The sequence below is a fragment of the Bradyrhizobium valentinum genome (assembly GCF_001440405.1).
Lineage (GTDB): Bacteria > Pseudomonadota > Alphaproteobacteria > Rhizobiales > Xanthobacteraceae > Bradyrhizobium > Bradyrhizobium valentinum.
Genome location: NZ_LLXX01000149.1, coordinates 396 through 26,104, shown reverse-complemented (window position 1 = coordinate 26,104; position 25,709 = coordinate 396). Strand labels below are relative to the sequence as shown.

Below are 25,709 nucleotides of genomic sequence, written 5' to 3'. Positions count from 1 at the left end.
ACAGATGCCTCTATCTACACCGATTCCATCAACCCAATCTCCCGGGACCAAACACGTTCGCAGGGACGACAATGAGTGTGCCGCGCTCGATTTCGAATTTCAAACAGCCGTCACCCGTGAAGGTGATACTACAAGACACGCCTCCGCATTCTCGCGGCGCGAAGCGCCCGGAGGGATGCGATCGGCGATGCCCTCGAAAACGAAGAGGGCGCAGGGAAAGCCGGGTGCCCTCAGCACCCGTAGTCGTGCGCACAAAGTGCACACGGTAGACTACAGGTGCGCCGGAACACCCGGCCTTCCCTGCGCAATGGTTTTACGGCTTATAGCGCGCTCTCCCCGGCGACGAATTCCTCTTGCCACCGTCGCTGACGGATTGGCGACTAGCCGAAGCCCGGTTGGGCCCGACAAATCTCCATCAGCTTGACACCAGCCACGGGTGCCAGAACCACACGCCTTTGCCGTCCGCGGCTTCCTCCTGCCATACGCTTCGACATGCCCATGTGCTGCCTGCCGAAGTTCTGGCCGAGGCGTTTAAGCGCCGGTCGTCTGCGCGCCGCTCGATCGCTCACAGGCCTAAGCCCGCCCTGCAACCACCTGCGCGCCCGACGCTGCCGCGTCCATCGCATCCCGCACCCAACGTCCGTGACGATCGCGATACGCCCCTCTAGCGGGTGCGGGATGGCGGAGTTGTAAGGGTGATTTGGGGTAATCGCGAAGGGGAATATTTTCGCGACGAGGACTGGACCAAGCCGTGCCTGATTTGCCGGGCAAGCAACGCAATCGGTAGTAGTGCTCTCGCGAACGCCGCGCCGGGGTCCATCGACTTTTTCGGGCGCGCGAAGCGCACCGAAAGTCACCTCGCCCCGCGCTTGCGGGGAGAGGTCGGCGCAAAGCGCCGGGTGAGGGGCCTTCGCCACGAAGGCGGTATAAGCCACCGGACAGCCGTTTGCATGGCTCCCGGAATGACGCACATTCAGCTCATCCGTCCGCGGCCAAGAACTCCAGCGCCTTTTCGCGGGTCGGAAAGCGCCCGAGTTCGCGGTAGTCAGGATCGTGCTCGGCCGTCTCTGGCGACCAAAGCACGACGAACTCACCGCGTTCTTCCTCAATCAAGGTGGTCAGTTCTTCACTCTCGTACGGGTTCATGTCGCGCGCGCCGCAGTGCGGACATTCATTGTCGCACATGCAGGACCATTCATCGGCCCATCGGCGTCTGCAACGGTCGCATTTGTAGAGATTGAGAAACCACGCCATGCGAGTCTCCTAGGATCGCAAACGATAACTGCCGCGCGAGACGAAATCGATAAATCCGCGGTCGCGCAGGTATTGAAGCTGCTGGCGTATCTTGGGTTTGACATTCTGGTTGCCGGGATAGAGATCGCTAAGATGTCGTTCGAAAGCATAAACCTCATCAAGGGTGAAATCACGCTTGCCGAGCGACTCCACGCATTTCATCACGTCCAGCAGCCAGCCCCGGGTCTCCGGCGACTCGTTCCTGAGAAACAGCGTCTTTTGCCACTCTTCGAGGACGATGTCCTTGGGACGAACGACGCCACTCTTCACGATGTGAATCTTGCCAGACTCGGGTACGCGGGACAGAATGATGTTCGATCCGATCCAACCGGCCCTTCTTGCTGTGGCCGCCAACGGCTTGCGCTCTTCGATAATCTCGCGGACGAAGAAGTGTTTTGGAACGATCAGGAGATTGATGACTGACAGCGATTTGACGTCGTAATTCATCAGCAACAGGTTGGGATTGTTGCTGGCCGCCAGCCGCTCGCATTTGGTCTTATAGGCGCCATCGGCGACCTTCGCGCCGAACTTGCTCTTCTGACTCTTGAGTTCGAATTCCTCGCTGCACGATCCGCAAAGGAAGTCGGCGAGCGGGCTGTTGTTCGGGAATTGCGACATCTTCGCGTTGCCGCAGTGCGGGCAATATGCCCATGCGCTGACCCAGGCTTCGGTCCAGGCGCGCGCCTTTTGCGTGCCGCTGGTGTAGGGGGATTGGGATTCATCGAAGCCGAGTTTCATTGCGCCAGCGTAGCGCAATTACTTCGATTTGCTAGAGCATCTCGATCTTAGATTGAACCAGCGGGGTCGGACGTGTTTTGCGTCATTGCGAGGAGCGAAGCGACGAAGCAATCCACCTTTCTGTTTCGCGGAGGGATGGATTGCTTCGCTACGCTCGCAATGACGATCGATCGCCGTCAATTCATTCGCGCTAATAGCCCTAACTCTACCTCTTCTTCCACCCACCCCGATGTCCCGGCGCGCCTCCGCTTGAACGCGGCGCGGGCCCGAACTCGGGGCCGGACTGGCGCGAGTCGGTTGGCTGGAAGATTTTGCTGCCGCTGCCTAGCTCGGGCTTGTGCGGTTTGGCGCCGCTGGGGCGGTAGGGCAGGGATTCGGGGCCGTGCATTTCGTCTAGGTGGGGTTTGTGGACTCTGGATGGGCCATGACTCGTGGAAGCATGCCCCTCACCCCGACCCTCTCCCCGTGAAGGACGGGGAGAGGGGGAGGAAGGACCGCCGGCGCGGCTGGCTTTTAGGGCTGACTGCACGCCCTTCTTTTTCATGGCGCTGACCGGCAAGTTCGCAGCCTCGCCATACTTCTTCGTTCCCGCATAGGCACCGGCCCTGCCTTGCACGGTGCGCTGCTTCGCGGTGGGGTCGTCGACCACGGCCATCTCCGTCGCGCGGAGGCGTTTGACTTCGTCGCGGAGTCTGGCGGCTTCCTCGAAGTTCAGATCGGCGGCGGCTTCGCGCATTCTTGTTTCGAGGTCGGAGAGAACCGCTTCGAAATTGTGGCCGATGGAGATGACGTCGTCGGCCATGCCGCCGTCGCCGATCTCGACCAGCACGTGGTCGCGCTCGTAGACGCTGTTCATGATGTCGCCGATGGACTTCTTCACGCTCTCCGGCGTGATGCCGTTGGCGGTGTTGTATTCGACCTGCTTTTCGCGGCGGCGATTGGTTTCGGCAATCGCACGCTCCATCGAGCCGGTCATCTGGTCGGCATAGAGGATCACCTTGCCGTCGACGTTGCGCGCGGCGCGGCCGATGGTCTGGATCAGCGAGGTCTCGCTGCGCAAAAAGCCTTCCTTGTCGGCGTCGAGGATCGCGACCAGCGCGCATTCGGGAATGTCGAGGCCCTCGCGCAGCAAATTGATGCCGACCAGCGCGTCGAACGCGCCGAGGCGGAGATCGCGGATGATCTCGATACGCTCGATGGTGTCGATATCAGAGTGCATGTAGCGCACGCGAATGCCCTGCTCATGCAGATATTCGGTCAGATCTTCCGCCATGCGTTTTGTGAGCACCGTGATCAGCGAGCGGTAGCCGGCCGCGGCGGTGGCGCGGACTTCGCCGACGAGGTCGTCGACCTGGGTGCGCGCGGGGCGAATATCTACGGGAGGATCAATAAGTCCGGTCGGGCGGATCACCTGCTCGACGAACACGCCGCCGCTTTCGTTCAGCTCCCAGCCGCTCGGCGTCGCCGACACCGCGATCGATTGCGGGCGCATCATGTCCCATTCCTCGAACCGCAGCGGACGGTTGTCCATGCAGGAGGGCAGGCGGAAACCGTATTCGGCGAGCGTCGCCTTGCGCCGGAAGTCGCCTTTGAACATGGCGCCGATCTGCGGCACGGAGACGTGGCTTTCGTCAGCGAACACCAGCGCGTTGTCGGGGACGTATTCGAACAGCGTCGGCGGCGGCTCGCCGGGGCGGCGTCCGGTGAGATAGCGCGAATAGTTTTCGATGCCGGCGCAGCTCCCTGTCGCCTCCATCATTTCGAGGTCGAAGGTGGTGCGCTGCTCCAGCCGCTGCGCTTCCAAAAGGCGGCCATGGTTGTTGAGTTCGTCGAGCCGCAGCTTCAATTCGCTCTTGATGGACTTGATCGCTTGCACCAGCGTCGGGCGCGGCGTCACATAGTGCGAGTTGGCGTAGATCTTGATGAATTCGAGATCGTCCTGCTTGTGGCCGGTGAGCGGATCGAACTCCTCGATGTTTTCCACGGTGTCGCCGAACAGGTTCACGCGCCAGGCGCGGTCCTCATAGTGCGCCGGGAAGATGTCGATGACGTCGCCGCGAACGCGAAAGGTGCCGCGGGTGAAATCGGCCTGCGTGCGCTTGTACTGCAGTGCCACGAGGTCGGCGATCAACTGCCGCTGGTCGATGCGCTCGCCCTTCTTCAGCGCAAAGGTCATCGCGGTGTAGGTCTCGACCGAGCCGATACCGTAGATGCAGGAGACCGAAGCGACGATGATGACGTCGTCGCGCTCCAGCAGCGCGCGCGTCGCCGAGTGGCGCATGCGGTCGATCTGCTCGTTGATGGAAGAGTCCTTTTCGATATAGGTGTCGGTGCGCGGGACGTAGGCTTCGGGCTGGTAGTAGTCGTAGTACGAAACGAAATATTCCACCGCGTTGTCGGGAAAGAAATTCTTGAACTCGCCATAGAGCTGGGCGGCCAGCGTCTTGTTCGGCGCAAGGATGAGAGCAGGGCGCTGCGTCGCCTCGATCACCTTGGCCATGGTGTAGGTCTTGCCCGAGCCGGTGACGCCGAGCAGGACTTGCGTGCGGTCGTTGCGGTTGATGCCCTCGACCAGTTCGGCGATCGCGGTCGGCTGGTCGCCCTTCGGCTCGTATTCGGACTTGATGACGAAGCGCACGCCGCCTTCGGATTTTTCCGGGCGTGGCGGCCGGTGCGGGGTCCAGACTTTCAACGCGCCGTCATCGCCGCGAAATTCGGGGCGGCCGTCGCGAATCAGGCTTTCCAGCGCTTCGGCGGTCGCCTTGACGCCAAGCGCCTCCATCTTGTTGCGCGGCGGACGGGCGAGGGCTTCGTCATCGTCTTCCGCCGTCGGCAGGCCGAGCTGGCGCGCAAGCTCGGGATCGAGCGTCGGGATGGTGGCTGCGGTGCCGTAGTTGGCCTGGGGGGCTTCTTCGAGGCCTTGCGGGGATGCATCGCGTTTGCTGACGTCCGCGCTGGTTCCGCGCGTCGATGCGCGCGCGCGATGCGCAGCCGCCTCGCCGCTGGCGCGGCGGTCCCAGGAATTGTCCGGCGGCGGCTGCAGGCCGGTACCCGAGCCCATGCCGGCATCGCCGCGGTTGAGCGCGGGATTGAGCAGTTCGGCCAGCGCCGGCCCGATCGGCTGCACGTCGGGCCGATGCGCCTTGGATTTAGGGGATTTGCCGGGCTTTTTGGGGGTGTCGGGTTTCTTCGCCATTCGGCGAATATGGGATGAGTCAGCCAGCGAGAAAAGGGCAAACGGCCTCGCGCACGATGCTGCGCGTCGTCATGTCAGCAGGTGTCAGCAAGCCGATTCGGAACCGCCGCGCCGTATGCCGTCAACGGGGGCTGCCGCGGCATTGACGATCTCCAGATGGATTCCGCCGCAGCGCGTGCAGCGCATGGTCCAGTATTCGGCGCCGGCACGCCCGGGAATGATACGCAGCACCGCGAGCGAGGCGCTGCAATCCGGACAGTTCGAGAGCGCTGGCGTCGCCTGCAGGGTTTGTTCGGGAAGGGGCAAGGAGATTCGGCCGGTCTGCGCGCGGCCGGTCGCGCTTACGGATTCGCGAACCGCGGCTTGAAACGGTCGATATGGGCTTTCGCGTCCGCAATCGCCGCTTCCGGATTCGACCACGCGAAACCGACTTCGAGCGTCGGGAACGCCATGCCATCGATCACCACCGGCTCCTGGTCGGCCCGTTGAATCCTGGCGTGCCATAGCCCTCTCCCTGCTTCGAACGACTGAATTTCAAAGCCGCCATAGATCATGGCGCGTCCCCCGGAGTTGCCCACGCGATGACAGAAGCACGGCCGGCGGAAGGCAAATGTGAACGGCTTCACACGTGATGGATTTTTTGCGGGTGAGTCCGGATGCAGCGCAGTCCTCTCCCTCGCCCCGCTCTTGCGGGGAGAGGGTCGGGGTGAGGGGCTGCCTCCGCGAGTAAACTCTATCGATGGACCTGTACCCCCTCACCCGCCGCGCGTAGCGCGGCGACCTCTCCCCGCAAGCGGGGCGAGGTTAGAAGGACCGTGCGCGAATGTGATCGGCGAGTACCGCGGCATCGTCGCCGACGCCGGACAGGAAGGACGAGTTCATTTTCGACAGCCATTGCAGGCCGAGGAAATACAGTCCCGGCACTTCCGAGATCCCGTTGCGGTGAATCGCCTCGCCCTTGTCGTCCTTGACCGGGAGATCGATCCAGCCGAAATCGACGCCATAGCCGGTGGCCCAGATCACCGCGGAGATGCCCTCGGCGGCGAGGTCGAGGCGCGTAAGCGGCGCGGTGACGCAAGGCGGGTCGGAAAGTGTCGTGCGGGCGTCGGGATCCTGCGGCTGTTCCAGGCCTCGGCGCTTCACATACTCGTCCACCGTATTGAGGAAGGTTTGGTAGACGAGGTCGCCGTCGACAAGGCTTTCGGCAAGGCCGGGGGCAATCTCGATCACGCCGTCTTGCGCCGCCTCGATGCGCCCCACGAGGATCATGCCGTCGGCGGCGAAGTCGCGGAAGTCGATGGTGCGGCCGCCATAGGCTCCCGAAATGACGGGGCCCAATCGCGCCGACCCCCGCTCCTCCGGCGTCATCTGATCGAGGCGCATGTCGGCGAGCCACCAGATCAGGTCGCGGCCGCGGTAGCGGCGCGGGAGGCGGCGGTGCCGTCCGACCGAGAGATAGACGCGCCGGCCCGCGCGCAGCAATTCCTCGGCAATCTGCGCGCCCGACGCGCCGGCGCCCGCCACCAGCACCGCGCCCGGCGGAAGCTGCTCGGGATTCCTGTAGTCGCTGGCATGGACCTGCAATACGGGATGATCGCGCAACAGGTCCGGCACGAGGCTGCGCTGATAGGGACCGGTGGCGACGACGACATTGTCGGCCGCGATCGTGCCATTGTCGGTCTCGGCGATGAAACCTGCGCCGTCGCGCCGAGAGAGCCGGGTCACCGCGACGCCGCAGCGGATCGGCGGCGCGACGAAATCGGCATAGGCTTCGATGTATCTGATGATGGCGTCGGTGTCTGAAAATGCATCCGGATCGCTGTGCGGAAACGGAAATTCCGGCAGCCGCACCGACCAGTTCGGAAACTGGAATTTCAGGCCGTCCCAGCGTTCGCTGCGCCAGCGTTCGGCGATGCGATGGCGCTCGAGCACCAGATGCGGCAGCCCACGCTGCTTCAGCCGGTGGCTCATCACAAGGCCGGCCTGGCCGCCGCCGATCACCAGCGTTTCGATTTTCTCATCCGGCATGGCGGAGCCCCTTGCGACGCGTGGCGGGCTCTGCCGCAGCGCGGACAATCCAGCGCCGGAACGCGGCGAAATCGCGTTGGGCGGTGCTGAAGCCGCGATAGACCAGATACCAGCGCATGCCTTTCGGTACGCTTAACGCAAACGGCGCGACCAGCCGGCCGGCGGCAAGATCGTCGTCGATATAGGGGCGGATGCCCATCGCGATGCCGAGCCCGTCGACGGCGGCCTGCAGCGCCTGGCCGTAAAATTCGAACTCCGGTCCGCGGGCGGTGATGCGGGCCGTGCCGGCGGCCTCGAGCCATGACGGCCAGTCGTCCGGCGAATGCGCAACCCGCAGCAAGGTCGGCCCTTTCAGGTCGCCGGGACGTTTGAGCGCGCCCGCAAGGCGCGGTGTGCATACCGGCAGCAGATCGGCGGCGAATAACGGCTCGGCAATCAGGCCGGGCCATTCGCCGTCGCCGAGCTTGATGCCGCAGCTCCAGTCCTCGCCGAACGGCACCGCGGCGCCACCGGTGGTGATGCGGACGTCGATGTCGGGCTCCTGTTTGCGGAAATCCGCCAGCCGTGGGATCAGCCATTTCATCGCAAAGGTGGGGCCTACGCCGATGGTCAGCACGCGTACGCTGGATGGCGCCGTCACCTGCGCGGTCAGGCTCGCCAGCGCGTCGAAGATCGGGGTCAGCCCGTTCTGGTAGGCGCGCCCGGCCGCCGTGGTGACGAGGCGGTTGGCCTTGCGCTCGAATAGCGCAACCCCCAGCCGCTCCTCCAACAGGTGCACCATCCGGCTGACCGCGGCCGCGGAAACGTTGAGCTCGGCGCCGGCCGCCGCAAAGCTGCCGCTCCTTGCCGCGGCCTCGAACGCCTTGATGCCATTGAGAAAGAGCAGCCGCCGCACTTAACCCTCAGGAAAACTGATGCCAGAGCAAGATAACTCAGTTTGCACGCGCCGTCCAAGCGCGGCAGAGATATGATTGTGGAGATTGCCGATGACGGCCCTGATGATCGCAGCGCTCGGTGCCTTGATGGTCGCGACAGCGTTCCTGTCGGGGCTGTTCGGCATGGCCGGCGGCATGATCCTGATCGGCGTGCTCTTGATGTTGATGCCGCTGCCGACCGCGATGGTGCTGCATGCGATCACGCAGATGGCCTCGAACGGCTGGCGCGCCTTTCTGTGGCGCGCGCATATCCGCTGGCGGCCGGCGTTCGTCTATCTGATCGGCTGCGCGCTGGCGCTCGGCCTCTGGTCGCTCACCCGCTACGTGCCGGACAAGCCGATCGCGCTGCTCCTGCTCGGGGTGACGCCGTTCATGGCGCGGCTGATGCCGAAGAACCTCAAGCCCAACCCTGACAGCATCTGGCAAGGGTCGTTCTACGGCTTCATCTGCATGGGGCTGATGCTGATGACCGGCGTCTCCGGTCCCTTGATGGACACCTTCTTTCTCGGCGGCAATTTCGGCCGCCGCGAGGTGGTGGCGACGAAGGCAACCTGCCAGGTCGCGAGCCATCTCACCAAATTGATTTATTTCGGCAGCATCATCGATCAGGCCGCCACCCTCGACCCGGTGCTCGCGGGCGTTGCGATCGTGGCCTCGATGCTCGGCACCACGCTGGCGCGGCGCATTCTGGAGGCGATGAGCGACGCGCAGTTTCGCATTTGGGCGAACCGGCTGATCACGACGGTCGCGGGCTATTACATCCTTTATGGAAGTTGGCTGCTCGTGGTCCGCGGCTCGGTCGCTTCCTTCTGAAAGGAGAGGCGCGATGACGGATGCTGCCGATCCACTGGTGCTCGATTTCGTCGAATGGATCGCCCGCGAGCCGCGGTATTACGCCGAAGTGGTTGCGGTCTGGCGGACCTCCTGCCCGCGCCTGACGATCTGGGAAGACGCGTCCGATCGCGGCTATGTCGCGCGCGAAACCATTGCCGGAACCGGACTGATGGTGACCGTCACCGCGGCAGGCGAACAATTGCTGCGGGACACGGCCGCATCGGCGCGCCCCAACGCTGAGCTTCGGTTCCTGCCGTCATCACATTTCCGCGCTCCGCCGTCAGCCCGCATTGACTTGGCGCATCCGTCTGATCAAATTCATGCAATCGCATCTTTCTTGCGACGCACGGATTTTCAACCAGCAGGATCGTCCCATGATCGACCTTCATTACTGGACCACGCCGAACGGCCACAAGATCACGATATTCCTCGAAGAGACCGGGCTTCCTTACAAGATCTTTCCGGTCAACATCGGCAAGGGCGACCAGTTCAAGCCGGAGTTTCTGGCGATCGCGCCCAACAACCGCATTCCTGCAATGGTCGATCACGAGCCGAAGGGCGGCGGAAAACCAATCTCGATATTCGAGTCCGGCGCGATGCTCTTGTATCTCGCCGAGAAGACCGGAAAATTCCTGCCCGCCGATCTCTACGGCCGCTATGACGCAATCCAGTGGACGTTCTGGCAGATGGGCAATCTCGGGCCGATGGCCGGACAGAACCATCACTTCAGAAATTACGCCCAGGAAAAGATCAAATACGCCATCGACCGCTATGTGAACGAGACCAACCGTCTCTACGGCGTGCTCAACAAGCGCCTTGCGGACCGCGAGTTCATCGCCGGCGACTATTCGATCGCGGACATGGCGAGTTATCCCTGGATCGTGCCGTACAAGAACCAGGACCAGAATATCGACGACTTTCCGCATCTGAAGCGCTGGCTGGAAACCATCCGTGCGCGGCCAGCAACGGAGCGTGCCTACGCCAAGGCCAAAGAGGTCAATCCGAATTTCGGCCAGCCGGTCAACCGCACCGAGGAGGAGCGCCGGATCCTGTTCGGCCAGACCGCGGCGGTGGTGCGGTAGGGCACCCATGGAGACGTGGACCTGGCTCCCCTGGTCCGCATCTCGGCGCAATAGGCTGGGGATTCAGGCGTCTCCCCGGATATCCATCTCAGAAATGCATAGGCAATATCGGCGAATCGCAGCGAGAATCGCCGGATGACGCCCAACTTTTGCCGGACGAGGGCGTTGTCAGACTGCAGGATGCATTCTTTCGGAGACGATCGTGGACACCACACTGAAGCTGAAGCCACGCCCGACCAATGTGGCGTTGATCGCCTGGCAGTTCACCGGACAGCCGCTGCACGAATGGCCGAGCTGGGTACAATCCGGTTGCTCGCTGCAGCGAAGCGAGGACGGGCACCTCGAGCTTCGACATGAAAGACAAAGCGGGACACAGATCGTGTATCTCGGAGAATGGCTGGTTCGCGATCTCGATGGCGGCGTGTGCTTCTACACCGACGCCGAGCTGCGCAAAGAGTTCGACATCGCACCTAGAGCATGATCCGGAAAAGTGGGTACCGGTTTTCCCTCGCGACAAACGCGCAACGCGTTCGCGCGGAGATCATGCTCAAATCAAAAAAGAGATAGAGCGGGATGACGATTCGAAGAAAAGTCATCCCGCTCTCGTCAGTGAAGCTGCTCACACAAATCGAAAAATAAACCGCTGGCACCGCGCTCCGATCGGCCACAATCTGGAGGTGGGTTTTGCTGACTGAACCCTCTCGAGGGGTATCGAGCTAATTTACCTGAATCTTTACTGACCTGACACGCGACACACCGGTACCCCTCTTCTCCCAACATTTTTCGATTGGAGGAAGTGATGGCAACTCAAGTGAATGTCCAGCCCGGCCATGGCAAAGCTGGCCGCCAACCGACCCGACAATTTCTCGATTCGCTTTCCGGGCATGACGATCCCGGAATGTTCGGGCGGATGTTTCCGAATCTCGAACCGCTCGCCGTCGACGATACGCCGCTGAAGGAGCTTGCCGATGCGATGAAGGACGCCGATCCGGGCGGTACGGCCGGCAACAACGTCAAGGTCCCCGCGGGATTCACCTATCTCGGCCAGTTCGTCGATCACGACATCACGCTCGATCTCACTTCGTTGGGTGACAAGGACGCCGACCCGCTGGCGGTCGAAAACTTCCGCACGCCGGCGCTCGATCTCGACAGCATCTATGGTCTTGGTCCGGACGGCAGCCGGCAGCTCTACACCCGCAATCCCGGCGATGCCGACGGCAAGACGCCTGGTCCGAAGCTCCTGCTCGGCAAGACGATCAGCGTTGACGCCGTAACCATCACGCCGCGCAACGACCTGCCGCGCAACCCGGAAGGCTTTGCGCTGATCGGCGATCATCGCAATGACGAAAATCTCGTCGTCGCGCAGACGCACCTGGCGATGCTGAAGTTTCACAACAAGGTTTGCGACCATCTCGCAGCGTCGGGAGTGCCGGCCGGCGAGATATTCGCACAGGCGCGCCAGATGGTGACCTGGCATTATCAATGGATGGTGCTGCACGACTTCGTCGAGCGCATCACCGAGAAGGGAATCGTCGCCAAGATCCTCGACCAGGGCCGACGCTTCTACCGCTTCAAGAAGACGCCCTACATGCCGGTCGAGTTCTCCGCGGCAGCATACCGGTTCGGCCACAGCATGGTGCGCGAGGTCTACAGCCACAACCGCATCTTCACGCCGGGCGGCGGCATTCCCGCCACGCTTGATCTGTTGTTCAGGTTCACCGGCCTGTCGGGCGGAATCATCGGAGACCTCGCGCCCGATCCGGTGCAGCCGCCGCTACCGATTCCAGTGCTTTCCAGCAACTGGATCATCGACTGGCGCCGCTACCACGAAGTGCTGGCGACCAATCCTCCTAATGTACGGCTCAATCCTTCGCGGAAGATCGATCCGTTCCTGATACCGCAATTGCACGACCTGCCGGGCGGCGGCGGCAGCCTGCCGTTCCGCAACCTCAAGCGCGGCGTCATGCTGGGGCTGCCGTCGGGACAGGATGTCGCCAAGGCAATGAAGATCAAGAACCCGCTTACGCCGGCCGAGATCGCGAAGGGAACGGACGGCGCAGTGGCCAAGAAGCACGGCCTGCATGAGCACACGCCGCTCTGGTACTACATTCTCAAGGAGGCCGAGCAGCGTGGCGGCGGCGAAAAGCTCGGACCGGTCGGTGCCACGATCATCGCGGAAGTGTTCGTCGGCCTCGTGCACGGCGACCGTCAGTCGTATTTGTGGCTGAAGGGCAAGAACTGGAAGCCGACGCTGCCGTCCAAGATTCCCGGCGATTTCACCATGGCCGACCTGCTAAGGTTTGTCGGTGACATCAGCCCGATCGACGGTATCGCGACGGTTTAGGGCGTTTCGTCGCCTTCGTGTGTCCTGATAAATTTCAGCGATTGCGCGGCGAGAAGCTGCGCAATCGCTGAAACGTCAGGCGAAAGCTGTCGACTCCGCGGGGAGCAGCGCCATCAAGGCTTTACATACGTCCAGCCCTGCTCCTGCAATTCCATTACACGCACGACACCCGATTTCACGACCTTCGCTTCTGACATCAGCGGAATTTCCTTGCTTTCCGCCCTGCTCATATTGTCGCGCGTATTGGCGCAGGCTTGGAACGAGATCGATGGATTGCTCTCCGAGATAGCCTTGATCCGCGCCTTGACCGGAGAGGTGTCGTCGCGCAGCATGTGCAGGCCCGGACCGAAAGTGACGATGTCGATCGACACGTTCTCACCGAGATCCTTGTAATACTGCACAACATTCGTCGCGTTGTTGAGCGCGAGATTCATCATCGCGGGTTCGTTCGAATTCACCTGTAATATCAGGCGGTGCGGTTTCTTGTCGGGAACGGCAACGGCAGCGGTACGCTTCAACGCTTGCGCAGGTGGTGCGGCTTGCTTTTTCGCCAGCGCCGCTTGTTTCTTTTCCTGGGCTGGCGCTGATTGCGGCGCCATGACGAGCAGCGCTATGACGCCCGCCATCACTTTGACTGCATTTCCAATCCTTGTCATGACGCTTCTCCCGTGGTTGTTCGATGACTTCAGTTGCGTGGACCGGCTACGGCGTGTGGCCATCTGCACACCGTGGCGAGCCGCTGTCGCGCCAGTTTCAGTCCGCCAAGCGAGAAAAGTCCTTCCTGGGCGGCGCCGGGTCGGCTCACGATACGAATGGCTAGCTCTCCCTGCTCGGGAAGGGACTGCAGCAAGCGTACAACGTCGCCCGTAAACGCGACGCCGGTTCCGGACGACGGCGGAGCTCCCGCAACGTGCACGGGCTGATTGTCATCGATGCGGTAAGAAATGGCATGATCCTTCCCGTCGCGGGCGAAGACCGGTCCTGCGACGACCAGTTCAGTGCGACCGGCGCGGCAGCGAATCGAAAGTTGCATCGGATAATCATTCGAGCCGCGGTGGGAAAACGTGGTGGCGGTGATAATCGGCGTGTAGTCCACGGGCGACGTGGTCTCGCTGATAATCCAATTGTCGCTCCCAGGAACCGGCCGGGCCGGTGCAATATTACGTAGCAGATTGTCCAGACATTCCAGCCGCTCTTCGCGCTCCAACTGCGAGCACGCGCGAAGATCCGCCATCGCGTCGGTTGGACTTTGCGCGAGCGCAATCCTGCTGACGACTTCGAACGCGACGGAGAGAGGGAGCGCTTTCATCGCGACACCTGTGCCGCGCGCGCCTGACGATCCAGCCATTGCTGCGCCGCCGCAAAACGGGCGAGGCTGGGGACTGTCGCGGCGAGATTGATCGACTTCCATTTCGGGTCGAAGCCCGGCGCCTGCAGCTTGTCGATGCGGGAAAACAGAGCATCAACAAAGCGGGCGACGCGCTGATAGCGGTTTGTCCCTGGCGGCCAATTGAAAGCGACAAGAACTGTCGGTACCGCGATCGTCGGAATACGTTCGCCTTGCTTGATCAGACCGGGGTATTCGCGCGCCTCCAACACCGCAGGAAGATAGTAATCCTCGAATTTGCTTTCGTACTTTACGGGGAGGAATTTGAAGCCGGGGTCCCAGCGCCCGCGCACGAAGGCGTCAACCGGCTTCGACGTGATGAAAACGACAGCCGCCATCTCGCCTTTGCGCATCTGCTCCAAGGCGACCTGATGGGGAATGAAAGTGTTTTCCGAATTGATGCCGAGACGGCTGAAGATCAGCGGCCCCGAATAAGCGGCAGCCGTTCCCTGGGTATTGAAATTCACTTTCTTGCCGGCGAGATCCTGCAGGCTCTGGATTTCGGGCCGAACAAAAATATGCAGCTCCGAGGGAAAGAGATTAAGCAGGTACGTGATGCGGCGCTGGATCTCCGGTACCTGAATCTTGTACTCTTCGAGCGCGTCGGAATTGATGATCGCCGTATCGACACCGCGCAAATAGAGCAGCGAGTTCAGGTTTTCCGTGGCTCCCCGGGTGACGATCGGCAGGACATGCAAATTCGGCCCGTCGTCGACGACGCGGGCGATTTCTGCCGCTAGGCGAAGGGGCGCACCCTCAAGCAGGCCGCCGGCGAGGCCGACCGTCCAGGCGTTCATCTTCTCTTTTTCGGAGATCTGCGTTGGGGGGCGTTGCGCCTTGCGGGCGCTCTGCGTCTGTGCATCCAGCGTGGCAGGCTGAAGCACCAGAATGATCGGCGCCAACGCGGCGAGCGCGAGCCAAATGCTCGATCTTGAAATCATGTTCATCTGCAATATCCTCTTCGTATAAGTTCGGCTTCCGGCCGCCGCTATCGCCCCGCGTGGCTTTTTGCCCGAGTATCAAAACGTCATTCCCTCACTGATCCAGCCGCTCCAATCGATCTTTCGCATCTCGAATTCCACCGGCATGAGCCCTCGCATAGAGCTCGCGCGCCTTCATCGCATCGCCGCGCGTACCGTATGTTCCCCATGTAGAAAGAATGACGGGATCATACGTCTCTGCGAGCGTGAAGCTTGCCCGTGCACTTCCCGTTTCGGCAGCACGCTCGAGCACTATTCGCGCCGCCCCGATATTTCCTTGACCGAGCAGCGTGCGGGCGCGCGCGATTAACCTCGTCGCCTCTGGACTCGCTTGCGCTTCCAGGGCCGGCGGCTGCGCCGTCGCGGCTACCTCAATCACGTGGGCTGCCCCGGAAGTGCTGCTGTTAGCTGCAAGTTCAGGGGTAATACGCACAGCAGGTATGCGCCGCGCGGACTCGATTTCTCGTGCCATTACCTCGGCGCGGTCGCGCTCCTGCTGCAGGGATTGCCGCAGGTCGGTCATGGCGCGTTCCGTCTCCTGCTTGAGCTGTCCTGTTTCCTCAACTGCCTTGCGCAGTTGCGCTGTTTGCATCTCGTTCTCGCGCTTCGCTGTGGCGAGTTCGCCCGTCAGCGCGGCAATGCGCGCGCGTTCTTCATCGAGTGCTCGACGATGTTTCGCCGCGCTCGCGGTCAGCTCCTGTCGGGCAGCCGCGGCCTCCTGCGCGAGGGCAGCCGTCTTCTGCCGTTCCTGTTCGAGCGATTGTGTGCTGTCCGCGGTCGCCGCCTGCTTGAGCTGGTCGATTTCCTCACTCGCCCTGCGCAGTTGCGTTGTCTGCGCCTCTATCTCGCGCTGCGCCGCTGCAAGCTCGCTCCACTGTGCGGCCCGCCGTGCGCGTTCCTCGTCGAGCGCTTGGCGATGTTTCACCGCGCTCGCGGTCAGCTCCTGTCGGGCAGCCGCGGCCTCCTGCGCGAGGGCACCCGTCTTCTGCCGTTCCTGTTCGAGCGATTGGGTGCTGTCCGCGGTCGCCGTCTGCTTGAGCTGGCCGATTTCCTCACCCGCCTTGCGCAGCGCCTCTATCTCGCGCTGCGCCGCCGCAAGCTCGCTCCACTGTGCGGCCTGCCGTGCGCGTTCCTCGTCGAGCACCTGGCGATGCTTCGCCGTGCCTGCGATGAGTTCCTGTCGGGCAGCCGCGGCCTCCCGCGCGAGGGCAGCCGTTTTCTGCTGCTCCTTTTCGAGCGAATCGACGGCTGCTTGCTTGATCTGCCCCATTTCCTCGCTCGCCTTGCGCAATTGCGCCGCTTGCATCTCATTTTCGCGCTGCGCTGTGGCGAGTGCGCTCTTCAGCGCGGCATTGCGCGTGCGTTCCTCGTCGAACGCTTCACGGTGTTTCGCCGCGCCTGTGGTCAGCGCTTGTCGCGCCGCCGCGGCCTCCTGCGCCAGGGCTGCAGCCTTCTGCTGCTCCTGTGCAAGTGATCGTGCGCTCTCCGCTGCTTCGCCTCTCGCCACGCGCAATTGTTGCGTCTGCAGCTCGTTTTCGCGCTGTACTTTGGCGAGTTCGCTCTTCAGCGCGGTACTGCGCGCGCGCTCTTCGTCGAGCGCTTGACTGTATTTCGCCGTGATTGTGGTCAGCTCTTGTCGCGCCGCTGTGGCCTCCTGCGCGAGGGCCGCGGCCTTCTGCCGTTCCTGCTCGAGCGCCTGTGCGCTGTCCGCGGCCGGCACCTGTCGTGCAGTCGCGGTCTCCTGAGCCAGGGCAGCCGTTTTCTGCCGCTCCTGTTCGAGCGATTGTGCGCGGTTCGTAGCCGCCGTCTGCAACTGCGCATCGAGCCCCTCGATAGACCGTCGGGTATCGGACGCCTCTGCGTCCTGCCTGGCCTGCACAGCCGTCGTCGCCGCGCCCACTTTCGCTTGGCCGGCCTCGGCCTGCTGCCGGAGCGCCGATGGCTCGGTCTTCCGCGAGTCCTCACTGAGCAACGGGATCTCTTGGCCGAAGCCGAAGTAAAGACCTGTGGGCACCGCCGCGATGAGCGTGATCCAGCAGGCTGTGATCAGCCGCCGCGCGCGCCGCGATGACGGCCAGCGCCGGGAGGAGGTGTGCGTTTCATCGTGGTCTTGTGGGAGATATTTGTCGCCCGGCATTGCACGCCAATGCGTCGGCGTGATCTTGCTTGGCTCATTATTTTCAGTGATCCACTGACCCACCTGAGCCGACCAGTGAGCAATGTCATAGGTCCCAGTCGGATCATGCTCCAGGATAACGGCTGTCCCATCTCTCGGTGCGGTCTCGATTGGATGGCGCATTGCAATGAACGCCTCTTCTAACGGTATAATCTTCCGAGGTACTATCGAAGTATCGCGTCATGTACCGAAATCGGTCATCTTCTGAATTTCGCTAATAAACCCAAGCGTATTCGACCGTGGAAAGGACGCAATGCTGCTTCGGAGATACTGCTAAAGAGGTCTCGTACTCCTTTCGATACGGCCATAACGACTCCTCAAGAGCGTTGAGGCTTGTGAATCACTTGTGAATCACCCGTACAGAGCGAACGGTCATGAGATGCTTCAACTTCAACGACGCAGAAAGCTATCCGTCCATCAAGCAAGCCGGTTGGCCGCGGGGGTGATTGATTGCGTTCGCCTTCGTCTTCGAGCTACGGGAGACAAGTCGTTGCTTGCGCTCTTTGCAATGACCGCGCTTGTGTAGTTGACGCTGCTCGCGCAAGATGTCGCCGATGCCCCTCAAACTCTACGAACTCGTCGGTATTGACCCATCCCGCCCGTTCAGCCCGTTCTGCTGGCGGACGCGCATGGCGCTGGCGCACAAGGGGCTGTCGGCGGAAACGATCCCGTGGTGCTTCACCGAGAAGCAGGCGATCGCCCCGCACGGCTCCGAAAAGGTGCCGGTGCTGCTCGAAGGCGATCGCGCGGTTGTCGATTCCTGGACCATCGCCAACTATCTCGAAGACCAATATCCGGACCGGCCCTCGCTGTTCGGCGGCGAGGGTGGCCGCGCCGTGGGCCGCATGCTGAACTGGTGGGGCGACGGGGTAATCGGCGGGATGTTTCCGCTCATCATCGCCGACATTCCGCTCAACCTGAAGCGGGAGGACGCGGCCTATTTCCGCAAGACGCGCGAGGCGCGTTTCGGCAAGGCTCTGGAAGAGATCATGGCCAGCCGCGACGAGGCGGTCGAAGGTTTTCGCAAAAACCTCGATCCGCTGCGGCTGACATTGCGGACGCAGCCCTTCCTCGGCGGGCCTGCGTCGAACTATGCAGACTATATCGTGTTCGGCGCGTTCCAGTGGGCGCGCGTAGTCAGCCCGTTCAAGCTGCTGTTGGAAGACGATCCGGTTTATGCCTGGCGCGAGCGGCTGTTCGATGCGTTCGATGGGCTGGCGCGGAAGTCGCCGGGATATCACGGCTAGCGCAGGCGGCTCGCGCTCGATCCACGCGGCGCCATGCGACAAGAAGAGCGTCGAGCGGCATTGGAAGCCGGGCAGGGCAAGGTCACGGCTGCGGGCCGGACAGGTTCATTTCACGCTCAGCCCGGAAAACATTGCTGTGCAGGTTTGCTATCCATTGCCGTCCGCTCGACGTGACATTGAGATAGCGTATTGCCGTCTGGATCTGGGGAGCGACGTTGTTCCAGTAGAACTGCGGATACTTGTAAACAACGTCTGCCGGCGTCTGGTAGCCGAGCGTTTTATTCATGCCGACTTCTTCAAATTCGTAGAATAGGGCATTGGCTTTTTTCAGGTAGTTGGGGTCGCCGAGCTGCCCGATGAGGTCGGCCGCGCGCAGCAACAGGCCCTCTTCTTCGATCAGCTCGTCGTTTGACGATGAATCGACATACGGAAATCGCGTATACTCGATTGCCCTGGCGATCCGGCTCGCATCGACTTCTTCGGCAGCGTCGAGCCGCTCGAAGACGAACAGCTTCGAGCGGTCCACATGGTAGGCTCCCAGAGCGGCATCGGATGAACCTCGCGCCAGGCGAATGGTACGGCCGCTGAGATCTGCGACATAGGAATCCCCGTCATCTCCCTGGACGATTCCGCGAACGTATCCGATGTCGTGGGAGAGGCACGCCACGATGAAATTGGCGTAATCGTCTGGCGTCGTGTGCCGCAGCATCCCCCGGCCCATCAGGATGTCGTGGCCGGCCAGGGTCACGAGCATGGTGTGTTCGATGTTGTGATAGAGGGCATCGCTGTTGCCGATGCATTCCAATGTGAGCCTGGCTGCATAGGGGAGAAATTCAGCCAGCCGCGCCTGGGAGGAGCCAAACCTGCTCCTTGTATCCGAAGCCAGAAACGACCCCAAAGCTTGCGCCACCAGTTCCGGGATTGTGATCATCTGAACACCGCGTCATTTGTGCGACGTTGGTGCCGGCATGATAGCACATCGCCTTTCTTTCCGGTGGCCAATGTCTGCTCGCGCCACCAGAAAGCGTGACGCTGCATCTGCGTCCGCGGATCCGCCGACCAGGAGGCCTTGCCTCGCGCGCGGGAATGATGATGTTTACCGACGCAGGCAATGATTGCCGGGCCGTCCGCCCTATCGCCGAGGCTGTAAATTAGTTCTACCTGATAACGATGTTAGCTGTGACGTAAAATGAAGGCGGAAGCTTATCTTCCTCGTAGCCGTTAGGGGGAGACGCGTCGTGACCGACCTTGAAGCCAAATTGGAGCGGTTTGAAACTCTCGCTGCCGAGTGCGACTTGATCGGCAAGTTGACGACGGATGGGGCGAAGCGCGAGCTATACCTGCGTCTCGGCCTGCATTACCGCGAATTGGCGGACGACCTGCGGACGATGATTGCGACCAAAAGCGCCGCTTAGCCCGCCAGAAGGAAACTGCAGCGGGGTTGGTTCCTGGCGTCAACAGCCGGTATAGGCCGGCGGCCGGCGCTCGATCCACGCGGCGATGCCTTCGCCGAGATCGCCGGTCGGCACGACAGCGGCGAATTGCTCGCTCTCGACTTGCAGCCCTTCGGCGATCGCCATGTTCAGCCCACGGGTCACTGCCGTGATGATGCTGCCGACCGCGAGCGGCGAATGCCTGACGATACGGCCTGCCAGCTCGCGCGCGGCCGGCAGCAGTGCATCATGCGGCACGACGCTGTTGACCAGTCCGATTTCCAGCGCCCGCGCCGGCGAGAACGGATCGCCCGTCAGTAACAGTTCGAGCGCGCGCTTGCGTCCGGCGAGCCGCGGCAGCCGCTGCGTTCCGCCGAAGGTCGGCGGCATGCCGAGATTGATTTCCGGCTTGGCGAAACGCGCGCGCTCGCTGGCGACGGCGAGATGAACGGCCTCGGTGATTTCGCATCCGCCGCCGAACGCCAGACCGTTGATCGCCGCGATCACCGGCTTCCTGAACGCTTCGAGCCGCGCGGTCATGGCCTGTCCGCGCCGGACAAAGTCGCGGATGGCCGTATCGCGACCGCGACGGACGCTGCCGGCGAATTCGTGGATATCGGCGCCCGCGGAGAAGGCGCGTTCGCCCGCGCCGGTCAGGATCACGGCGCGCGCGGTGGTATCGGTTTCGATGGCGTCCAGCACCGCCATCAGGCGGTCGATCAACGCATAATTCAGCGCATTGAGCTCGTCGGGGCGGTTCAGCGTGATCAGGGCAATGCCCTCGTTGACTTCGAGCAGGATAGGATCGGACATGTTAAGGCTCCGCACAGGTCGAGTGATCTCGTGCCCCGGATGCAGCGCGTCACTTCGTGCCGCACCGTGTCCCGGGACACGAGAGTGACGCTCCACGACTTCACTGCGAACAACTTCCGCAACAGCGCCGGATTGCGCGATACCCTAGAAGTCCGGCTGCGTTGTGTATATTCACTGGCTAGTATACATACGCTGAATGGCACGATCCGGCGTCCCGACGCGTGAACGCATCATCTCGGCGGCGAGCGCGCTGTTCTACAATGACGGCATCCGCGGCGTCAGCGTCGATGCCGTGGCGGCGAAGGCCGGCGTCACCAAGCGGACGCTGTATTATCATTTCAGGAGCAAGGACGACCTTGTGGCGGCATATCTCGCCGCGCGCGATCAGCCCAATCTTGCGCTGTTCAGGCAATGGTTTGCCGAGGCCGACGACGGGCTACCGGCCCAGGTCGAGCGCATCTTTCGCAACCTCGCGCGCTCGGCGCGGCATCCGAAGTGGAAGGGCTGCGGATTCCTTCGCACTTCGGCCGAACTCGCCAACATGCCCGGCCATCCAGCGATGAAGATCGGCGCCGCGCACAAGAAGAAGTTCGAGGAATGGCTACGTGTGACCTTCGAGGCGGAGGGCATTGCGCAAGCCTCGCAGCTCGCGCGCCAGATCCTGTTGCTGCTCGACGGCTCGTTCGCCGTCGTGCTGCTGCATCGCGATCCCTCCTACATGGAAACGGCGGGCGAGGCGGCGCATGGCTTGATCGAGGCGGCGCTTCCTGTGCGTGCGAAGCGGCGTTCGAGGCGACGGCGGTAGCGTACCAGAGCGTGCGGTATAGGCGCATGCCACCGTATCCCGGACGCGGTGCAGCGTGTAACGCTGCGCCGCACAGCCGGGACCCCTCGCGCGGAAGGATGGACCCCGGATCAGCAGCGCATCACCATGGCGCGTCGAAGACGCGCGTGAACGCGCTTATGCTGCGCAGCATCCGGGTAACAATCACTGACAGCGGCGACTACCCCGCCACAGCTAGGCCCGCTCAGCCTTTGCAGCCATTTCCCGTGACACGCTCGTTCTTGACCACCGCTGCTACGATCTTGGCTGCCACTCCGCTAAAGTCCGACGGCTTCAGATACCCCTTGGAGTAAGCTTCCTGCGTAAGCCTTTCGATCCGCTGGTCGTCGGTCTTCGACCATTGTGTTGCGATGTAGTCGGCGCCAGCTTTGCCGTAGGACTCGGGATAGCTCTCCGTCTGGCGCTGACGATGGTAATAGTAGTGGTCGATGCCGCTGATAAATTGCTTGCGATCATTGCCGCTGCAACGGCTACCCCACGGCATGTCAAACGCCGTGATGGCGGATTGTCGCTGCTTCTCTCTGCCTTCCACCAGATATTTCTCGTTGGGGCCGAACGCCCGTCCGTCTCCTTGCGGCGTTTTTGGCGGGCTTGCCGGGGCGAACGTCCAGCTACCGATCTGCCAGACCACAATCGCACATAGTGCTAACCAGAGTTTGCTCATCGGGCACCCCTCGCGGTTGCCCGCATTTGGGGAGCGCAAACAGCAGAAGACTCGTCGCGAGCCCAGAGGCCAGGGCCCGCAAAGTGAAGCACGTCAAAACGAACCGACTCTGGGAAATCCGTTTTGGCAATGCCAGGCTGCCTGAACGCCCGCTCAAGGGCTTCCTTGACACGCAGATCGAGTGGAGTCGAAAAGGCCTCGGCCGCGGCTTTCAGCTTCTCATCGTTGCAAAACATCTTCACCGGACAATCCAACTTGGTTTGCCAGGCACGAGTATAGGTCGTCAGCGCCTCAATGAGATTCTTCTTCATGTTGCTGTCGCACGGCGACATCTCGAAGCCGGTGGCGGCCTGCAGGGTTTCAAGCCGTATCTTGTCGAGCGACGAATTCGTACCGCTTTGCGCGGTGTGTCCGCTCTCCCGCCGCTTGCGCTCGTAGTCCTTGGCGCTCTCGTCACCGAACGTCGAGGTGACCGCCGGCTGCAATGAGCTGACGCTTACCGGCCCGGACCAATGCATGGGAAAGCCGCGCGCCGCCCATGATACGGCGACAAACGAGATGACGAAGGCTACGACGACATAGAAATACATACGGGCCATTGAAAACTCGCGCAAAGGTACATTGGCAAACTACGTGCAACCTCTTAAAGAATCGATTGTTGCTCTCTTCTGACCCGCCGAAAGGTAATGCGACTGTAAACGCATTGCGCGACTTTCTCGGCAAATTGGAACCTTGCGGCGCGCGGACCGGTGCGGATCCTGCCGCGGCTAGCCGGCCCGGCATAGCTCGGTGGCCGGCGCTCGATCCAGGCGGTGCTTCCAGTGCGGGCGAAGCGGCGTTCGAGGCGGGGTGCGGCAACTCTCCGTCATTGCGGGCGAAGCGTAACAATCCATGCGTCCGCTTGCGGCACGATGGATTGCTTCGTCGCTTTCGCCCCTCGCAATGACGGCTACGACGAGCGGCGTCCAAATCCGCCGCGCTCGCGCAGCACTTCGAGCACCGCGCCGAGGTCGGGCACCACAGCCGCACATCGGGCGCGCGACTCTTCCGTCGGCGTCACCATGTCGGGCACCATGATCGTGATCGCGCCCGCGGCATGCGCAGCGGTTACGCCGTGGTTGGAATCCTCCACCGCCACGCAAGCCTCCGACTTCAGGCCAAAGCGCGACGCCGCCAGAAGGTAGAGATCAGGGCTCGGCTTGCCGCAGGCGACATCGTCGCGGGTCAGGAGCGTTTCGAAGCGGTGGCGAATGCCGGCAAGCCGCAGATGCGTCTCCGTCGTGCGCAGCGACGAAGAGGTGACGATCGCCATCGGGCATTCGGCCGCCTGCAGCGCATCCAGGAGTTCGACCGCGCCGCTTTTCAGTGGCAGGCCAGCGCTGAGAACTTCATCTCGATTGGCGACGAAAGCCCGGCTAACTTCCGCGAGCGGAAAGCTTTCGCCGTAGCGCGCGTGCAGCATGGCCTCGCAGTCCGGCCCGGGCAGGCCAACCATTGCCTGGCACAGCGTCACGGTGTCGTCGGTGAAGCCATGCGCAGTGAGCGCCGCGACCAGGCTGTCGAAATAGACCCGCTCGGTGTCGAGCAGCGTGCCGTCCATGTCGAGCAGGACGGCACTGATGTTCCATGGCGCAGTCACGTTGACGCCGCAAGCCGGCCGCGCGGCGGCCTTTCGCAAACAGTCCGGGCAGAGACAATCGCTGCCGTCCACCGGCATCGGCAGCCGGAACGCCTCGTCGCTGCACCAGCAGGGGCCGAACAGGTTGCAATTGAATTCGGCGCCGCAAGCAGCGCAGGCGAGGCGGCGCGTGGGCTGCTTTTCCAAACGATTTGTCATCAACGAGGCCGCATCCTGACGCGGAATTAATCCCGGGTTCACACTGAGGCGCGTTATACTCCGCAGCCATTATACGCCTGAGAAACACTCAAGGGAAATCCGATGGCCCGCGATTCGCAAGCCGCCCTCGTTGCGCTCAATCGCTTCGGTTTCGGTGCGCGTGGCGGGGCCTCGGGCGATTTTCTCAATGCGGCATCCGATCCGCGCGGCTTCGTCAAGGCGGAGCTTACCCGGCCCAATGGCGTGCTGCTCGAAGTGCCGGGGTTGCAGTCTACGCCGGCGCTCGGCAAAGCCGTGTTCGACTATCAGTTCGAGATTCAGCAGGCGCGAGACGCAGCGGCGAAGTCGGCGGCGCCAATGCCCGCGCCCGAAGGCCAGTCGCCGCCGGATGCGAAAGCGCAACGGCGGAACCTTTCACTCAACAGCATCGCCATGGACATTGCGCCCAAGGAACCGTCGAAGCCGCCGGAAAATCCCGATGCGGCAATGACGCCAGCCGAGACGATGCGGCCCAATGCGCCGAAGCCGCCACCGCCACCGCTCAATATCATCCAGAAGACCTTTCGCGCCGAAGCGCTGGCGCGGCTGCAGCGGGCCGTCATCGCGGATTGCGGATTTGCCGAGCGGCTGGTGGTGTTCTGGTCTAATCATTTCTGCATTTCCGCCAACAAGGGCGGACCGGCGCGGATGTGGGCCGGCTCGTTCGAGCGCGAGGCGATCCGGCCCTACGTGCTCGGGCGTTTCGCTGACATGCTGAAGGCGGTCGAGCAGCATCCGGCGATGCTGTTCTTTCTCGACAACCAGCAATCGCTGGGTCCGGATTCGCGCGCCGGGAAAAATCGCAACCGCGGACTGAACGAAAATCTCGCTCGCGAAATCCTGGAACTGCATACGCTCGGCGTCGGCGGCGGCTATTCGCAGGAGGACGTGACGTCGCTCGCGAACGTCATCACCGGCTGGACCTATGCGGGAAGGCTCGGCCAGTTGGGTGCGCCCGGCAGCTTCGTGTTCAATGCCAACGCGCATCAGCCGGGCGCGCAGCGGGTGATGGGAAAGATCTACGACGCGTCAGGCGTGGCGCAGGGCGAGGCGGTGCTGGCAGACATCGCGCGGCATCCGTCGACCGCGAAATTCATCGCCGGCAAGTTCGCGCGTCACTTCGTGGCCGACGATCCGCCGCCGGCATTGGTGGCGCGGCTCGCCGACGTCTTCACGAAAACCGACGGCGATCTCAAGGCGCTGGCAACGGCGCTGGTGGATTCCGACGAGGCCTGGAAGGCGCCGCTCGCCAAGATGCGCTCGCCTTACGAATTCCTGGTCGCGTCCGGCCGGTTGCTGGCGCAGATACCAAACGATCCCGGCCGCTATCTCAACGGCCTCAACGCGCTGGGCCAGCCGCTATGGGCGCCCGCCGGGCCGAACGGTTTCCCCGATACCAACGCGGCCTGGGCGGCGCCGGAAGGCATCAAGCTGCGGCTCGATATTTCCGCGCAGATCGCCTCACGGCTTGCGGAGGGCGTCGATCCGCGCGACCTGCTCGAACTCGTCGCCGCGGACGCGGCTTCAGCCGAGACGCGGCGGACCATCGAGCGCGCGGAATCGCGGCAGCAGGCGCTGGCGCTGTTGTTGATGTCGCCGGAATTCCAGAGGAGATGACGTCCATGGAAACGATAAGCGATTGCTGCGAAAGCCTGAGATCATCGGTCGCTTCGCGACGCGCGCTATTGCTCGGCGGCGCGTCCTTTGCGGCGTGGGCATACTTGCCGAAATTCGCGCGGGCCGCCGGCGGCCGCGATCCGCGGCTGGTGGTCGTCATCCTGCGCGGCGCGCTGGACGGGCTCGCCACCGTCGCTCCAACAGGCGATCGCGATTATGCCG

The 25,709-nt window shown here is 62.6% G+C and carries 24 protein-coding genes and 2 pseudogenes; 10 read left to right on the top strand and 16 right to left on the bottom strand.

From position 1 onward, the window contains the following. Nucleotides 1-978: 978 nt before the first annotated feature. The 7 genes from CP49_RS26640 to CP49_RS26610 all read right to left on the bottom strand — a co-directional run bounded on the left by CP49_RS26640 (nt 979) and on the right by CP49_RS26610 (nt 8,150). Nucleotides 979-1,254, bottom strand: a complete 276-nt coding sequence (locus CP49_RS26640; protein WP_057853137.1) for a hypothetical protein — start codon at nt 1,252-1,254, stop codon at nt 979-981. A 9-nt stretch (nt 1,255-1,263) separates the two neighbouring features. After that, nucleotides 1,264-2,031 carry a DpnI domain-containing protein gene (locus CP49_RS26635; protein ID WP_057853136.1) on the bottom strand — a complete coding sequence of 256 codons (768 nt, stop codon included), beginning with the start codon at nt 2,029-2,031 and terminating at the stop codon, nt 1,264-1,266. A 205-nt stretch (nt 2,032-2,236) separates the two neighbouring features. Then, the gene (gene uvrB, locus CP49_RS26630; protein WP_082646260.1) at nt 2,237-5,227 is read right to left on the bottom strand and encodes an excinuclease ABC subunit UvrB; all 2,991 of its coding nucleotides are present in this window, start codon (nt 5,225-5,227) and stop codon (nt 2,237-2,239) included. 84 nt (nt 5,228-5,311) lie between these two features. Next, complete coding sequence (locus CP49_RS26625) at nt 5,312-5,533, bottom strand: hypothetical protein (RefSeq protein ID WP_057853135.1); 222 nt, start codon at nt 5,531-5,533, stop codon at nt 5,312-5,314. Between the two features lie 35 nt (nt 5,534-5,568). Continuing rightward, the gene (locus CP49_RS26620; RefSeq protein WP_057853134.1) at nt 5,569-5,781 is read right to left on the bottom strand and encodes a hypothetical protein; all 213 of its coding nucleotides are present in this window, start codon (nt 5,779-5,781) and stop codon (nt 5,569-5,571) included. A gap of 250 nt (nt 5,782-6,031) precedes the next feature. After that, on the bottom strand, nt 6,032-7,255 hold the full coding sequence (locus tag CP49_RS26615; RefSeq protein ID WP_057853142.1) for an NAD(P)-binding domain-containing protein: 1,224 nt from the start codon (nt 7,253-7,255) through the stop codon (nt 6,032-6,034). Then, entirely contained in the window at nt 7,245-8,150 is a 906-nt protein-coding gene (locus CP49_RS26610) for a LysR substrate-binding domain-containing protein (protein ID WP_057853133.1), read from the bottom strand. Before CP49_RS26610 ends, CP49_RS26615 begins: the two co-directional genes overlap by 11 nt. Nucleotides 8,151-8,241: 91 nt before the next feature. Here CP49_RS26610 and CP49_RS26605 point away from each other — a divergent pair, with 91 nt between their 5' ends. The 5 genes and pseudogenes from CP49_RS26605 to CP49_RS26590 all read left to right on the top strand — a co-directional run bounded on the left by CP49_RS26605 (nt 8,242) and on the right by CP49_RS26590 (nt 12,450). After that, the gene (locus CP49_RS26605) at nt 8,242-9,003 is read left to right on the top strand and encodes a sulfite exporter TauE/SafE family protein (protein ID WP_057853132.1); all 762 of its coding nucleotides are present in this window, start codon (nt 8,242-8,244) and stop codon (nt 9,001-9,003) included. A 13-nt stretch (nt 9,004-9,016) separates the two neighbouring features. Beyond that, a pseudogene (locus CP49_RS47885) lies at nt 9,017-9,232 on the top strand (hypothetical protein); the annotation flags it as partial. Nucleotides 9,233-9,398: 166 nt separating this feature from the next. Next, the gene (locus CP49_RS26600) at nt 9,399-10,106 is read left to right on the top strand and encodes a glutathione binding-like protein (protein ID WP_057853141.1); all 708 of its coding nucleotides are present in this window, start codon (nt 9,399-9,401) and stop codon (nt 10,104-10,106) included. A 202-nt stretch (nt 10,107-10,308) separates the two neighbouring features. Beyond that, nucleotides 10,309-10,587, top strand: a complete 279-nt coding sequence (locus CP49_RS26595; protein WP_057853131.1) for a hypothetical protein — start codon at nt 10,309-10,311, stop codon at nt 10,585-10,587. A 318-nt stretch (nt 10,588-10,905) separates the two neighbouring features. Then, the gene (locus tag CP49_RS26590) at nt 10,906-12,450 is read left to right on the top strand and encodes a peroxidase family protein (protein WP_057853130.1); all 1,545 of its coding nucleotides are present in this window, start codon (nt 10,906-10,908) and stop codon (nt 12,448-12,450) included. Between the two features lie 113 nt (nt 12,451-12,563). Here CP49_RS26590 and CP49_RS26585 read toward each other — a convergent pair whose 3' ends face one another. From CP49_RS26585 to CP49_RS26570, 4 genes are all read right to left on the bottom strand, one after another. Next, nucleotides 12,564-13,169: a DsrE family protein gene (locus CP49_RS26585; protein ID WP_420807651.1), complete on the bottom strand. Its 606-nt coding sequence runs from the start codon at nt 13,167-13,169 to the stop codon at nt 12,564-12,566. After that, nucleotides 13,136-13,759 carry a hypothetical protein gene (locus CP49_RS26580; RefSeq protein ID WP_082646259.1) on the bottom strand — a complete coding sequence of 208 codons (624 nt, stop codon included), beginning with the start codon at nt 13,757-13,759 and terminating at the stop codon, nt 13,136-13,138. Before CP49_RS26580 ends, CP49_RS26585 begins: the two co-directional genes overlap by 34 nt. Continuing rightward, nucleotides 13,756-14,778 (bottom strand): TAXI family TRAP transporter solute-binding subunit, encoded by a 1,023-nt coding sequence (locus tag CP49_RS26575; RefSeq protein ID WP_197423244.1) that lies wholly within the window; start codon nt 14,776-14,778, stop codon nt 13,756-13,758. Before CP49_RS26575 ends, CP49_RS26580 begins: the two co-directional genes overlap by 4 nt. Before the next feature lie 94 nt (nt 14,779-14,872). Beyond that, nucleotides 14,873-17,116 (bottom strand): hypothetical protein, encoded by a 2,244-nt coding sequence (locus CP49_RS26570; RefSeq protein ID WP_057853126.1) that lies wholly within the window; start codon nt 17,114-17,116, stop codon nt 14,873-14,875. Between the two features lie 431 nt (nt 17,117-17,547). Between CP49_RS26570 and CP49_RS26565 the strand changes: the two genes are divergently transcribed. Beyond that, entirely contained in the window at nt 17,548-18,240 is a 693-nt protein-coding gene (locus tag CP49_RS26565; protein ID WP_057853140.1) for a glutathione S-transferase family protein, read from the top strand. Nucleotides 18,241-18,322: 82 nt separating this feature from the next. Here CP49_RS26565 and CP49_RS26560 read toward each other — a convergent pair whose 3' ends face one another. Continuing rightward, on the bottom strand, nt 18,323-19,171 hold the full coding sequence (locus CP49_RS26560) for a hypothetical protein (protein WP_057853125.1): 849 nt from the start codon (nt 19,169-19,171) through the stop codon (nt 18,323-18,325). 307 nt (nt 19,172-19,478) lie between these two features. Here CP49_RS26560 and CP49_RS46345 point away from each other — a divergent pair, with 307 nt between their 5' ends. After that, nucleotides 19,479-19,655: a hypothetical protein gene (locus tag CP49_RS46345; protein WP_197423242.1), complete on the top strand. Its 177-nt coding sequence runs from the start codon at nt 19,479-19,481 to the stop codon at nt 19,653-19,655. Between the two features lie 39 nt (nt 19,656-19,694). Here the strand turns inward: CP49_RS46345 and CP49_RS26555 are convergent, their stop codons facing one another. Beyond that, on the bottom strand, nt 19,695-20,486 hold the full coding sequence (locus CP49_RS26555) for a crotonase/enoyl-CoA hydratase family protein (RefSeq protein WP_057853124.1): 792 nt from the start codon (nt 20,484-20,486) through the stop codon (nt 19,695-19,697). 196 nt (nt 20,487-20,682) lie between these two features. On the opposite strand from CP49_RS26555, the gene CP49_RS26550 reads away from it, so the two are divergent. Then, nucleotides 20,683-21,291, top strand: coding sequence for a TetR/AcrR family transcriptional regulator (locus CP49_RS26550; protein WP_057853123.1), 609 nt, complete (start codon nt 20,683-20,685; stop codon nt 21,289-21,291). Between the two features lie 223 nt (nt 21,292-21,514). Here the strand turns inward: CP49_RS26550 and CP49_RS26545 are convergent, their stop codons facing one another. The 3 genes from CP49_RS26545 to CP49_RS26535 all read right to left on the bottom strand — a co-directional run bounded on the left by CP49_RS26545 (nt 21,515) and on the right by CP49_RS26535 (nt 23,831). Further along, nucleotides 21,515-21,994 carry a hypothetical protein gene (locus CP49_RS26545; protein ID WP_057853122.1) on the bottom strand — a complete coding sequence of 160 codons (480 nt, stop codon included), beginning with the start codon at nt 21,992-21,994 and terminating at the stop codon, nt 21,515-21,517. After that, nucleotides 21,991-22,479: a hypothetical protein gene (locus tag CP49_RS26540; protein WP_245310878.1), complete on the bottom strand. Its 489-nt coding sequence runs from the start codon at nt 22,477-22,479 to the stop codon at nt 21,991-21,993. Before CP49_RS26540 ends, CP49_RS26545 begins: the two co-directional genes overlap by 4 nt. Before the next feature lie 464 nt (nt 22,480-22,943). Continuing rightward, nucleotides 22,944-23,831: an HAD-IA family hydrolase gene (locus tag CP49_RS26535; RefSeq protein ID WP_338060387.1), complete on the bottom strand. Its 888-nt coding sequence runs from the start codon at nt 23,829-23,831 to the stop codon at nt 22,944-22,946. A gap of 102 nt (nt 23,832-23,933) precedes the next feature. Between CP49_RS26535 and CP49_RS26530 the strand changes: the two genes are divergently transcribed. Continuing rightward, nucleotides 23,934-25,487 (top strand): DUF1800 domain-containing protein, encoded by a 1,554-nt coding sequence (locus CP49_RS26530; protein WP_057853120.1) that lies wholly within the window; start codon nt 23,934-23,936, stop codon nt 25,485-25,487. Between the two features lie 5 nt (nt 25,488-25,492). Further along, a pseudogene (locus CP49_RS47880) lies at nt 25,493-25,709 on the top strand (DUF1501 domain-containing protein); the annotation flags it as partial.

What these genes read in the sequence shown, in the direction of transcription:
- CP49_RS26640 (WP_057853137.1), bottom strand. Translation starts at nt 1,254, where the DNA reads ATGGCGTGGTTTCTCAATCTCTACAAATGCGACCGTTGCAGACGCCGA.
- CP49_RS26635 (WP_057853136.1), bottom strand. Translation starts at nt 2,031, where the DNA reads ATGAAACTCGGCTTCGATGAATCCCAATCCCCCTACACCAGCGGCACG.
- uvrB (WP_082646260.1), bottom strand. Translation starts at nt 5,227, where the DNA reads ATGGCGAAGAAACCCGACACCCCCAAAAAGCCCGGCAAATCCCCTAAA.
- CP49_RS26620 (WP_057853134.1), bottom strand. Translation starts at nt 5,781, where the DNA reads ATGATCTATGGCGGCTTTGAAATTCAGTCGTTCGAAGCAGGGAGAGGG.
- CP49_RS26615 (WP_057853142.1), bottom strand. Translation starts at nt 7,255, where the DNA reads ATGCCGGATGAGAAAATCGAAACGCTGGTGATCGGCGGCGGCCAGGCC.
- CP49_RS26605 (WP_057853132.1), top strand. Translation starts at nt 8,242, where the DNA reads ATGACGGCCCTGATGATCGCAGCGCTCGGTGCCTTGATGGTCGCGACA.
- CP49_RS26600 (WP_057853141.1), top strand. Translation starts at nt 9,399, where the DNA reads ATGATCGACCTTCATTACTGGACCACGCCGAACGGCCACAAGATCACG.
- CP49_RS26590 (WP_057853130.1), top strand. Translation starts at nt 10,906, where the DNA reads ATGGCAACTCAAGTGAATGTCCAGCCCGGCCATGGCAAAGCTGGCCGC.
- CP49_RS26585 (WP_420807651.1), bottom strand. Translation starts at nt 13,169, where the DNA reads ATGGCCACACGCCGTAGCCGGTCCACGCAACTGAAGTCATCGAACAAC.
- CP49_RS26580 (WP_082646259.1), bottom strand. Translation starts at nt 13,759, where the DNA reads ATGAAAGCGCTCCCTCTCTCCGTCGCGTTCGAAGTCGTCAGCAGGATT.
- CP49_RS26575 (WP_197423244.1), bottom strand. Translation starts at nt 14,778, where the DNA reads ATGATTTCAAGATCGAGCATTTGGCTCGCGCTCGCCGCGTTGGCGCCG.
- CP49_RS26570 (WP_057853126.1), bottom strand. Translation starts at nt 17,116, where the DNA reads ATGCGCCATCCAATCGAGACCGCACCGAGAGATGGGACAGCCGTTATC.
- CP49_RS26565 (WP_057853140.1), top strand. Translation starts at nt 17,548, where the DNA reads ATGCCCCTCAAACTCTACGAACTCGTCGGTATTGACCCATCCCGCCCG.
- CP49_RS26560 (WP_057853125.1), bottom strand. Translation starts at nt 19,171, where the DNA reads ATGATCACAATCCCGGAACTGGTGGCGCAAGCTTTGGGGTCGTTTCTG.
- CP49_RS26555 (WP_057853124.1), bottom strand. Translation starts at nt 20,486, where the DNA reads ATGTCCGATCCTATCCTGCTCGAAGTCAACGAGGGCATTGCCCTGATC.
- CP49_RS26550 (WP_057853123.1), top strand. Translation starts at nt 20,683, where the DNA reads ATGGCACGATCCGGCGTCCCGACGCGTGAACGCATCATCTCGGCGGCG.
- CP49_RS26545 (WP_057853122.1), bottom strand. Translation starts at nt 21,994, where the DNA reads ATGAGCAAACTCTGGTTAGCACTATGTGCGATTGTGGTCTGGCAGATC.
- CP49_RS26535 (WP_338060387.1), bottom strand. Translation starts at nt 23,831, where the DNA reads ATGACAAATCGTTTGGAAAAGCAGCCCACGCGCCGCCTCGCCTGCGCT.
- CP49_RS26530 (WP_057853120.1), top strand. Translation starts at nt 23,934, where the DNA reads ATGGCCCGCGATTCGCAAGCCGCCCTCGTTGCGCTCAATCGCTTCGGT.